We start from the raw sequence: 10,644 nt of genomic DNA, 5'->3' as shown, positions 1-10,644 counted from the left end.
TCAGAGTTCGACCGCGACCTTGATGTCGTCGTGGCCGGGTGCGAAGGCGTCGAGCGCCCGGTCCAGCGGCAGGCGGCGGGTGATCAGACCGGCGAGCCAGTCCGGATCCGCGGCCGCGAGCGCCTCGGCCGCCTGCTGGTAGTGCCGCTTGTTGGCATTCACCGAGCCGAAGATCAGGTCGTTCTCCAGCACGATGTTGCGATTCGCGGCGCCGGCGTCGAAGGTGACCTCGCGGCCGACGGGCGAGACGCCGGTGAGACAGACGATCGCGGCGGCGGGGTTGTTCGTCACCGCGTCCACCGCGACCTGGGCCGAGCCGGTGGCCTCGATGATGATGCCGGGCTCGATCTTGCCGGACACCTCCGGTAGCGGGTCGCTGTGATAGGTGGCGCCCAGGGCCCGGGCCATCGCGGGCTGGATCCCGTCCTCGCCCAGCGCGAGCACGTGCACGTCGAGATCGCGTTGCTTGCCCAGCAGCGCGGCCAGCAGTCCGATCGGCCCGGCGCCGGTGACCAGCACGCGCTCGTGCCGATACCAGGCGCGCTGACTGACACGCTCGATCTGCTCCCAGACCTTGGCGACGACACTCGCCGGCTCCATCAGCACGCCCGTCAGTCCCAGTTCGGGATCGAGCCGTACCGCGTAGTCGGCCTCGACCCGCCACCGCTCCGAGGCGTAGCCATCGAGTTGCTTGATGCCGCGCTCGGTGTACTGGTCGTTGCGGCACATGTCGAATTCCTCGTGCGCGCACGCGCCGCAGGGGACCGGGTCGGGGCGGCGCACGATCCCGGCGACGAGGTCGCCCGCGGTGAATCCGCTGCCCTCGGGCGCGGTCAGCACCCGGCCCAGCGATTCGTGCCCGATGACCAAGCGCTCCTTGCCGGGTTCGGCCCAGCCGTAGTCGCCCGCGGCGATCTCCCGATCGGTGCCGCAGATGCCGACGGCAATCCCCTGTACGAGCAGGTCACCCGGCCCGGCCACCGGATCGGGCACCTCGGTGACGGCCAGTGAACCGGCCTGTTCGGGGATGATCGTGAGTGCGCGCATGCGACCTCGATTCCTCGCCGCGGCCGGGTGCCCGGCCCGCCGGTCCATGGGTTTGCCGTGCGGACGCTACAACTCCATCCTGCACACATCGGCGGGTGAGTTGTCAGGATTGCGGCAAACGATCCGGTCTCGGTCGTCCCAGTAAGGTCGGACGTGGGCACTCGACCGCGCAGTGCCGGTCATTCGAGGAGGATTCATGTCGAGCGCAGGACCCCGGCCCCGGATCGTGGTCGTGATGGGGGTGTCCGGGTCGGGCAAGTCGACGGTGGCGAGCACCCTGGCCACCGACCTCGCGTGGCCGATGCTCGAGGGCGATGAACTCCACCCGCCCGCCAATGTCGCGAAGATGGCGGCCGGGCACCCACTCACCGACGCGGACCGGTGGCCGTGGCTGGAGACGATCGCGCAGTGGATCGCCCGGCGCGTCGAAGACGGCGGGTCGGCCGTCATCGCCTGCTCGGCGTTGAAGGGCTCCTATCGCGACGTGCTGCGGCAGGGCGTGGCCGGGCATCCCGAGGCCACGCTGACCTTCATCTATCTGCGCGCGACCCACGAGGAACTGCGGCGCCGCGTCACCACGCGGCACCACAAGTACATGCCCGCCTCCCTGCTCGACTCCCAGCTCGCCACGCTCGAAGATCCGACCGGCGAGACGGATGTCGTCACCATCGACGTCGAGCGGCCGCCCCATGAGGTGGCCGCCGCGGCTCGCGCCGCGATCGGCTAGCGGATCAGCCGCGCGGCCGCGTCGGCGACCGGAGTGTCGCCGCCGGTGAGTTCGACGATGGCCCGGCTGAGGGCCGTTTCGTGCAGTGCGGCGGCCAGGAAAGCCGCCACGTCGTCGCGCGGCACCGTGCCGTACTCGATCGCCCAGCCCGCGGTGACGCGGCCGGTACCGGGCTCGTCGACCAGCGTGCCGGGCCGCACGATGACCCAGTCGAGATCGGTGCCGGTCAGATAGACATCGGCGGTCTTCTTCACTCGCATGTAGTGCTCGAAGCCCTCCGAGGGCGCGCGATCGCGACCGGCCTCCGGAAACACCGACACCAGGACGAAGCGGGAGACGCCGGCCCGCACGGCGGCGTCGGCCGCCTTCGCCAGGCCCTCGCCGTCGATCAGGGTGGTCTGATCCATGCCGGTGCCGTGGGCTCCGGCCGAGAACACCACCGCGTCGTGCCCGGCCATCTTCGCCGCCAGCTCCTCGACGGAATCCGCGATGAGGTCCGCGGGCAGGGGAGTGGCCCCGGCCGCGCGCACCGCCTCGGCCTGATCCGGCTTGCGGTACATCCCGGTGACCTCGTCCCCGCGCTCGGCGAGCAATCGAGTGAGCCTGCGGCCGACACCTCCGGCGGCACCGATCTGGAATACCTTCATAAAGGTTCACTCTAGGGAACTGGCTGGACAGTCCCCGGCATTGCCGCGATGATCGGCCGGTATCGCTGTTTCGATCTCGGGGTGAATTGATGTCGCTGTTGCGAAAATCCGCGCTGGCCATGGTAATTCCGGCGGCGGGGGCGTTGCTGGTCGCCGGGGCCGGGAACGCGCAGGCCGCCAACCTTTACGGCGCCATCGCGCGGGGTGGTTACGAGGCGCTCGGCACGTCCACGGACCATTCCTCGCAGGCCGCCGCCAATCAGGCGGCGCTGGACGCGTGCGGGAGCGGGTGCTGGGTCACGCTGGAGATCAAGAATTCCTGCGGCGCCGCCGCGCAGATGAATTCGCGTGGCCTGTGGGGCGTGCACCCCGTCTACTACTACGGCACCGGAGCCAATGCCGCCGACGCGGAGCGGATGGCGTTGTCCCAGGTACCGGAGAAAATGTGGTGGGGCGCCACGGTGATCCCGCTGGTCTGGGGCAGCTCCGTGATCGAGCAGGGTTTCATCCGGGACACCGTGTGCACCGCGAACGCGCGATGAGGGGACGTAGGGCGATGCTGGGAAAGTTGTTGCGGGTCATGGTGATTCCGGCGGCCGGGGCACTTGTTATGGCCGGGTCCGGGAGCGCGCAGGCGGCCGGTGACCTGTACGGCGCGATCGCCGTGACTGTCTTCCGGGTCGGCGCGGCCACCGATTATCCGACCCAGTACGGCGCGGACAATGCCGCTCTGGACAGTTGCGCGGATCCGGGCTGCCGCATCGTGGCGCGGATCCACAACGAATGCGGTGTGGTGCTCGAACGGGATTACCGGAGCCCCTTCGGCTCCGGTCCCATGTACTTCGCCGGTACCGGCCGCTCGATCGCCGAAGCCGAGCAGAATGCCCGGAAGCTGGCCGGCCCGGATACCGTCCTGCCGTTCTACGAGCTCACCCGGCCGCTGTTCGTCCTCGACGCCCTCTGCACCGCGAACGCCGGCTGAGCGGGGACCGGAATCACCCGGGCCACTGGTGAACTCGCGTCTGCGGGACCACCTGGGGCGCCTGGGTGGCGGGGTTCTGCGGGCGCTGGACCGGCGGCACATACTGCTGAGTCGGCGGTGCGGGCGCGATCGACTCGTGGGTCTCGGCCTGCGCTGCGGCCTCGGGCGGCGGCGGTGCGCTCGGAGCCGGTGTGGTTGTGGTGGAAGCCGGTTGCTCGGTGCTGACGGTGGTCGAGGTCGTCGTCTGATCGGCGGCGGGCTGGTCACGAGCGGTGAAGGCCACACCTGTCAGCACAGCGACACCGGCCAGCGCCAGCGCCGATAGCAGCGCGTACCGGCGGCGGCGGTTCAGCCTGGCGGCCGGATCGCCCGCACCGGCCCGCGGCGTCGGCGCTGGGGAAGGAGCGCTCGCGCCGACCTGTGGCGTGGGCGCGGCCGGAGGATCGCCCGCACCGGCCCGCGGCGTGGGCGCTGCGGGAGCAGCGCTTGCGCCTGCCTGTGTTGTGGGCGCCGCGGGAGGAGCGCTCGCGCGTGCCTGTGGCGTGAGCGCTGCCGGAGGATTGCCCGCGCCTGCCTGTGGCGTAAGCGCTGGGAGAGAAGTGCTCGCGCCTGCCTGTGGCGCGCGAATAACGGTGGGCACCAGCGCTTGATCGGGTGCCGGACTCGAAATCTGTACCGGCCGTGCCTTTTCCAGGTGCACCACAGGCACCTCGGGCGGCAGCGCGCGGGCCGCGGCCTCGGCGAGTTCGGTGCAGGTGGCGAATCGGTCCTGCGGCGATTTGGCCAGTGCGGTGGCGATCACCGCATCCAGTTCGGCCGGGAGTTCGGGCCGTTGCTCCCGCGGCGCGGGTGGTGGCGCGCTCAGGTGCGCGCCGATCACGGCCGCCTGGTCCTTGCGCGGGAAAGGTGTTTTGCCGGTGAGCAATTGGAACAGTGTGCAGCCCAGCGAGTAGATGTCGGCGCGGTGGTCGGCGGCCGCGTCGGTGAACCGCTCCGGTGCGGCGTAGGCGAAGGTGGCGGCGATGCCGGACAGGGTGACGGTGTCGTCGAGGGTGCGGGCGATCCCGAAGTCGGTGAGCACCGCCCGCTCGCCCTGCCCCGGGCTGTGCTCGATCAGCAGATTCGCGGGTTTCACATCCCGGTGCAGCACGCCCTGTGCGTGCGCGTAGTCCAGCGCGTGCGCGGCGCCGGTCAGCAACCGCACCGCCCGGGCCGGATCCAGCCCCGCGGGATGGGTGTCCAGCAGCACGGACGCATCACCGCCGTCGATGTAGCGCATCGTCAGCCACAGGTCCGGGTCATCGGCCGCGCTGCGGTCGTAGACCGCCACGATGTTGGGGTGATCGAGCCCGGCGGCCACCCGCGCCTCACGATCGAACGCCGCGCGCGTCTTGGGATCCGCGACAAAGGCATTGGCGAGCACCTTCAGCGCCACCTTGCGCCGCAATCGCGGATGCACGGCCAGGTAGACCGTCCCCATCCCACCGGCCCCGAGCTTCCGCTCGATCGTGAACCCGGCGAACCGGTCCCCGGGCTGCAAACTCACGACCACCCTCCCCGCCGAGCCTCGGACCGCCCACCCGAAATGTGCTGCGACCCTGAGACAATCTAGCCGAACCGCCCGACAGCGGCGCGAGCTGCGGTGGTCGTCAGACGCCGAGCAGTTCGTGCAGCGGGAGGGTGCGGGCCCAGGCCCGGGCCAGGTCTTTGGGCCGGATTTCGGTGGAGGCGTCGTGGCGGGCGTGCTCGCCGAATTGGGTGGCGCCGCGAGCGGTGAGTTCTTCGGCGGCGATCTCGCCACCGCGGTTGAAGGTGTCGCCGTAGACGCTGTCGCCGAGGCCGAAGACGGCGAAGCGCAGGCCGGTGAGGTCGGGGCGGGTGGCGTCGAGCAGGTCGAAGAAGGGTTCGGCGCCGGTGGGGAGGTCGCCGTCGCCGTAGGTGGAGCAGACCACGAGGTGGAGATCGGTCACGTCGAGGCGGGCGGGGTGTAGCTCGGCCATGTCGTGCACCGAGACCTCGTGACCCGACAGCTCCTCGGCCAGACACTCCGCGACGGCCTCCGCGGTGCCCATCTCCGTTCCGAACATAATGACGACGCGCACGCGCAACCCCTTCCAGTAAGTCAGGCAAGGCTATCCTAACTCACGGCAAAAGTGGGCGGGAATGTCTGTTACAGTTTGTAACGTCTAGTTTGGACGGTCGTGTCCGTCCATCGGCCGAGAGGAATCGACCCCGGATGACGTGGCCCATCACCAGCCTGCCCCCGGCGCTGCGCAACGGCTGGGCGCTGACGTTCGGCAACGGCATCGAAATGCCCACGCGCACACCGTCGACCGTACTGTACGACCTCCCGCACCGGCAGCTGCGCCGCTTCGATCGCGCCACCCCGGCCACCGGTAATCCGGTGCTGCTGGTGCCGCCCCTGGCCGTGGATTCCTCCTGCTACGACCTGCGGCCGGGCCAGAGCCTGGCCCAATACCTGCTCGATACCGGACGCCAGCCCTACGTGCTCGACTACGGCCGCATTACCTCCGCCGACCGCGACCTGGGCCTCGAGGAGTGGGTGGACGACATCGTCCCCACCGCCGTCGCCCGCCTCAGCGCCGAGCACGACGGCGCCGACGTGGACGTGATCGGCTGGTCGCTGGGCGGCATCATCAGCCTGCTCACCGCCGCCGACCACGCCGACCTGCCGCTGGGCTCGGTCACCACGCTCGGCTCGCCCATGGACTTCGGTAAGAACGTGCTGCTCAAGCCCGTCCGGATGTTCGCCAAGATGACTGGTGGCCGCGAGATCGCTTACGCCACACACCTTTTCGGCGGCATCCCCGGCCTCTTCGTGCAGGCCGGCTTCCGCGGCATGTCGCTGTCGCGCGAACTGACCCGCCCGCTGTTCATCGCCCGCAACGCCGGCGACACCGAGGCGCTGGCCCGCATGGAAGCCATCGACCGCTTCATCGACGCCATGCCCGGCTACCCCGGCCGCCTCTACCGCCAGACCTATCGCCAGCTCATCGTCGCCAACCAGCTGGCTCGCGGCCAGGTCCACCTGAGCTCCGAGCGTGTCATCGATCTGAGCAAGCTCAGCTGCCGGGTCCTGCTAATCGGCAGCAACGGCGACACCCTGGCCCCCGCCGCCACCATCGCTCCCGGCGTCGAAATACTTACCGGCGCAGCCGAAGTCGAGTTCGCCAGCATCCCTGGCCTGAACCACCTGGCGCTGATCGCCGGTCCGCAGGCGCGCACGGCGACCTGGCCGCTGATCGACGAATTCCTGACGGCCGCCTAGCCCCGGGCGCCGGCGCACCGGCGTCGACCCCGGCAACCGCGCGGTGTCGATCCGGAGTCGGTGTGGGCGTTTCGTCCCCCTTGGGACACGGGCGAAACATATTCCGGCGCAACCGATGACAAGATCTCCGTCCTGCGCTCACACTTGAGGGGCTGGTTGTACGGAGGGGCATCGATGAGAATTCGACCGCGGCAACAACTTCTCGAGCTCTGGCGCGCGCACCTGCGTACGTCCTATCGCGACGGCGCGTGGGTCTGGGGCGGCCGCGACGGCAGCAACGCGATCAGCGACGCCGAACAGTTGATGTGCCTGCTCTACCCGGCGACCGAGATCCTGAGTTTCGCCTTGGACCCGGACAGCGTGGCCACCTCCGACGACGTGGCCTCGGTCATGGCGGTGCTGGGCGAGGACATCCGCATCGGCGGCGCGCTGGTGGAGATGATCGAGGAATTCTTCGACCGCTACACCGATGCCGACGGCGAGCCGCTCTTCGCCGGCGGCAGCTACTTTCGCGACGTCGGCTTCGGCGAACCCTCTGCCGAGCAGCGCGAACTCGACGTGGTGGACGCCTACTCGATGTCGCTGAGCCTGTGCATCGCGGTGCTGCGCTTCGTGCGCGGCCTCAAGCGCTACCTGCATCGCGAGGTACGCCGCGAGGCCAAGCGCCTGGACGAGCGAATCAACGAGCTGACGCCGCGGGTGAGCGCCCGCCTCACCGCCGCGATGGCGGGCCTGATCCGCAGTTTCGTCATCCACACGCCGCCGTTCACCTCCCCTGCCGGGCAGGAGATCCTGAAGCTGGTCAACCAGACCGGGGCCGCCTTCAAGGACGTCACCGCCGATCTGTCGGCCACCCTCGAGCAGATCCGCGTGCAGGCCGCCAACGACGTCCGCAGCGGTCACGCCGCCGATATCGACCTGCGCGATGAGAACCTGGCCTTCGAGTGCGGCTGGAGCTGGGGCATCGACACCAGAGCCGGTGAGGTCAAGGAGGTCTCGATCCGGATCGGCAAGCAGCCGGGGCACGCGGTCACCGAGCCCTACCTCTATTTCACCCTGGTCGCGCTCGACGGCATCAAGGATCTGTACTCCCAGCGCACTCAGGAACCGGACTTGCTCGAGGGCCATCAGCTCCAGCTGGCGGAGGCGCTCAAGCGGCGCGCGGAGCTGACCCAGCGCTACTGGTCCACGATCTCGCGCTTCGGGACCGGCCGCTGGCCGCTGGAGGACCTGCCGTGGCGGACCTCGGACGGCAAGTACTCCGACTACTACAGCCTGGCCGTCACCGCCTTCCTGATCCAGGACCTGCTGGAACGGGAGTCCACCACCGATCTCGCGCGCACCGTCGAGGTGCTCACCCAGCTGGCCCAGCGGGCGCGGATCATCAACCGCGAGGTCCCCGACGATCCGGCCGCCGCCATGCACTACCCCGGAGTCACCTTGACGCTCAAGGGTTCCGATGGCATCGAGGACGGCCCGCTGCTCGGCTACCACGTCGGTGACTTCACCACGCTGCTGCTCAAGCGCAGTCTGCAAGCCGCGCGCCTGGCTCGCGACGTCGAAACCCGGGAGAAACTCTTCGACCTCGCCACCGCCGCCATGGATCACATGCGCGGCCGGGCCATCGACGACGGCCGCTCGACCGGCCTGTGGGACAACCTCGCCCCGGTCGCGGGTCCGGGCGATCCCGCGCCCTCGTGGTTCCTGACCGAGCGCATGATGGAGTGCCTGGTCGTCGCGCACAACACCTTCCAGCGCCCGCCGCTGGCAGCCTCGGGGATGGTGACCGTCGCGGTCGGCCGGATCAGCGAGGCCGAGCACCTGCTGAATCAGGAGATGCTCCAGATCAGTGACGCCGCCTACTCGCCGCGCCTCAAGGAACTGGAGGCCATCGAGCAGGCCCTCGACCGAGCCCGGTCGATCCTGAACAAACGGCCGCACACCGCGGAAAGCCTGGCCGCCGACGCCTTGCTGCGGCTGGACTCGCTGGCCTACGCCCGGGAGGACGCCACCCGATGAGAGCCCGGGGCAGCGACCCGATGCTGGTCTTCGCGACCTCCGACAAGGGAGGCACGGGCCGGTCGGTCACCAGCTGCAATATCGCCTACCGGCTGTGCCTGCGCGGCCACGACGTCGCCTATGTCGATTTCGATTTCGGGTCGCCCACCGCCGGCGCGCTGTTCGAGATCGGCGGGGTCGAACGCGGCATCGCCGAGGGTCTCGGGCTGCATTCCTATCTCCAGGATCAGATCGGCGAGCCGGCCCGGCTGAACGTCACCCGGTCCACCGATCGGTCCCAGCTGCGCCGGGACCCGCCGGGGTCCGGAAAGCTGGTGCTCTTTCCGGGCGACGAGGGCGGCGCCGAGTTCGGCTGTGACGACGTGAAAGTGGAGCGGGTCGCGACTCTGCTGTCGTCGCTGCTCGGCGAATTCAGCGTGGTCATGGTCGATCTGAGCGCCGGGCGCTCGGTGGCCCTGGAACTCGCGCTGCGCGCCACCGCGTCCGGTCCGCTGCGCAACTGCGCGCATCGGTGGCTGGTCTTCCATCGCTGGACACACCAGCACGTGCTGGCGGCCGGTGGTCTGGTGCACGGCGCGCACGGGCTGATCAAGACCGGCGGCGAATGGGGGCACGATTCCGAAGCCCTGCTCGCCTCGACGCGCTGTGTGCGCACCGCCGTGCCCGCCGCGGACCGGACCCGCAGCGGGGATCGCCCGCCCCAGTCCGCCTGGCTGGACGAGCAGGCCGTCGCCCTGCGCGAACTGGCGATGGCGAACCGGATCGGCGCCGCCATGATGCTCGGCCAGACCCCCATCGAACCGATGCTGCAGTGGCGGGAACAGCTGATCCTGGACGTCGATGTGAACGCCCAGCTCGCCAACGAGGCCACGGTCGAGGCGTACACGGATCTGGCGCGGCGACTGACCGACAAGTCGACCTGGGATATCGAGTAATGCGTTTGCCAACCTATCGTGAGGCGTCGGAGGAATCATCCATCGCGCCGTTACCCATGGCGCACCTGTCGATCGAGATCGGCCACTTCTCGCTGGAGGAGATCCTCGACGAGACCGAGCGGGTGCGCTCGGAGTTCCGCGGCGTCGTGCCGCTGGTGCACGCCTTCACCGAACGCGCCCGGGTCGAGTTCGGCCCGGAGGCCCGGGTGAGCACCTGCTATCTGCTCGACGACTACTTCCAGCCCGGCTTCGAACCGGCGAAGGTCCTGGACCGGCTGCTCGACGCCGCCGGCGACGCAGGCTTGCAGATCGATTATCTGGCCCGGGAATCCGGGTGCCACGAGGCCCCGGTGTTCGCGGGCGGCGTCGCCGTGGGCGACCCGATCCCGGTCGCGGAGATGGTGGCGGCTCGTCTGGTCGCCCAGCCCGAGGACGAGGAGACCGCCACCGGCGGCCGACCGCCGACCTCCGAATCCGGGTGGCTGTGCAACGGCCGCCGGGAACGCACCGGCCGATCCCGCTCGGCGATGCATCCCGAACAGTACCGGCCCCCACAGGAATACGGCCGGCGCGAGCATTCGATCTTCCTGGACGTGGAACTGTGGCACGACCGCGGCGAGGCGCGGCGCTGGTCCTGCCCGTTTCTCGCGGCCGTCTGGCAACTACTGCGGCTGGGCATGCTGCGCTATCACGGCGCCGCGGTGATGGAACCCCAGCAGTGGTCGGCCGAGCGGGAGTGGCCGGGCCGCTGGAAGGATCTGCCGCCGGTGGTGCGGCTCAACCCCTACGCCGAGCCGTTCACGGCCTACCGGACCCTGTCCATGCTGCCCAAGCGCTATCTGCCGATCGAGCACGCGGTGCGCGTCATGCTCGACCATCTCGCCCTCGATGACGATGTCGCCGCCCATGTCGCCGCGCTCGGCGCCGCCGAGCAGGTCACGGTGCCGCCCAAGGTGGTCGAACGAGTAGGGCACCTGCTGCTCGACGGGACGTGAGCC

The 10,644-nt window shown here is 69.7% G+C and carries 11 protein-coding genes; 7 read left to right on the top strand and 4 right to left on the bottom strand.

Annotated elements, in window-relative coordinates:
• A complete protein-coding gene (locus tag AB0H76_RS31820; RefSeq protein WP_357330719.1) occupies nt 1-1,047 on the bottom strand; it encodes a glucose 1-dehydrogenase in 1,047 nt (348 codons plus the stop codon).
• A 196-nt stretch (nt 1,048-1,243) separates the two neighbouring features.
• Between AB0H76_RS31820 and AB0H76_RS31815 the strand changes: the two genes are divergently transcribed.
• A complete protein-coding gene (locus AB0H76_RS31815) occupies nt 1,244-1,774 on the top strand; it encodes a gluconokinase (RefSeq protein ID WP_357330718.1) in 531 nt (176 codons plus the stop codon).
• On the opposite strand, the gene AB0H76_RS31810 is transcribed toward AB0H76_RS31815, so the two are convergent.
• Complete coding sequence (locus AB0H76_RS31810) at nt 1,771-2,421, bottom strand: NAD(P)H-binding protein (protein WP_357330717.1); 651 nt, start codon at nt 2,419-2,421, stop codon at nt 1,771-1,773. The two genes, AB0H76_RS31815 and AB0H76_RS31810, sit on opposite strands and share 4 nt — an antisense overlap.
• Nucleotides 2,422-2,510: 89 nt before the next feature.
• Here AB0H76_RS31810 and AB0H76_RS31805 point away from each other — a divergent pair, with 89 nt between their 5' ends.
• Together AB0H76_RS31805 and AB0H76_RS31800 are read left to right on the top strand one after the other, a co-directional pair.
• Nucleotides 2,511-2,963: a DUF4189 domain-containing protein gene (locus AB0H76_RS31805; RefSeq protein WP_357330716.1), complete on the top strand. Its 453-nt coding sequence runs from the start codon at nt 2,511-2,513 to the stop codon at nt 2,961-2,963.
• Between the two features lie 14 nt (nt 2,964-2,977).
• The gene (locus tag AB0H76_RS31800) at nt 2,978-3,403 is read left to right on the top strand and encodes a DUF4189 domain-containing protein (RefSeq protein ID WP_357330715.1); all 426 of its coding nucleotides are present in this window, start codon (nt 2,978-2,980) and stop codon (nt 3,401-3,403) included.
• Nucleotides 3,404-3,416: 13 nt separating this feature from the next.
• Here AB0H76_RS31800 and AB0H76_RS31795 read toward each other — a convergent pair whose 3' ends face one another.
• Together AB0H76_RS31795 and AB0H76_RS31790 are read right to left on the bottom strand one after the other, a co-directional pair.
• On the bottom strand, nt 3,417-4,949 hold the full coding sequence (locus tag AB0H76_RS31795; protein WP_357330714.1) for a protein kinase: 1,533 nt from the start codon (nt 4,947-4,949) through the stop codon (nt 3,417-3,419).
• A gap of 103 nt (nt 4,950-5,052) precedes the next feature.
• Complete coding sequence (locus tag AB0H76_RS31790) at nt 5,053-5,505, bottom strand: flavodoxin domain-containing protein (protein ID WP_357330713.1); 453 nt, start codon at nt 5,503-5,505, stop codon at nt 5,053-5,055.
• Nucleotides 5,506-5,639: 134 nt separating this feature from the next.
• Here AB0H76_RS31790 and AB0H76_RS31785 point away from each other — a divergent pair, with 134 nt between their 5' ends.
• From AB0H76_RS31785 to AB0H76_RS31770, 4 genes are all read left to right on the top strand, one after another.
• A complete protein-coding gene (locus AB0H76_RS31785) occupies nt 5,640-6,692 on the top strand; it encodes an alpha/beta fold hydrolase (RefSeq protein WP_357330712.1) in 1,053 nt (350 codons plus the stop codon).
• A gap of 174 nt (nt 6,693-6,866) precedes the next feature.
• Nucleotides 6,867-8,711, top strand: a complete 1,845-nt coding sequence (locus AB0H76_RS31780) for an SCO2524 family protein (RefSeq protein WP_357330711.1) — start codon at nt 6,867-6,869, stop codon at nt 8,709-8,711.
• Nucleotides 8,708-9,646 (top strand): SCO2523 family variant P-loop protein, encoded by a 939-nt coding sequence (locus AB0H76_RS31775; RefSeq protein ID WP_357330710.1) that lies wholly within the window; start codon nt 8,708-8,710, stop codon nt 9,644-9,646. Before AB0H76_RS31780 ends, AB0H76_RS31775 begins: the two co-directional genes overlap by 4 nt.
• Entirely contained in the window at nt 9,646-10,641 is a 996-nt protein-coding gene (locus AB0H76_RS31770) for an SCO2522 family protein (protein WP_357330709.1), read from the top strand. The genes AB0H76_RS31775 and AB0H76_RS31770 overlap by 1 nt, the downstream gene beginning before the upstream one ends.
• The last annotated feature ends 3 nt before the right edge of the window (nt 10,642-10,644 follow it).

The organism is Nocardia sp. NPDC050712 (assembly GCF_040654295.1).
GTDB lineage: Bacteria > Actinomycetota > Actinomycetes > Mycobacteriales > Mycobacteriaceae > Nocardia.
The sequence above is the reverse complement of the archived record's forward strand: the minus strand, read 5'-3'. Positions and strand labels throughout refer to the sequence as shown.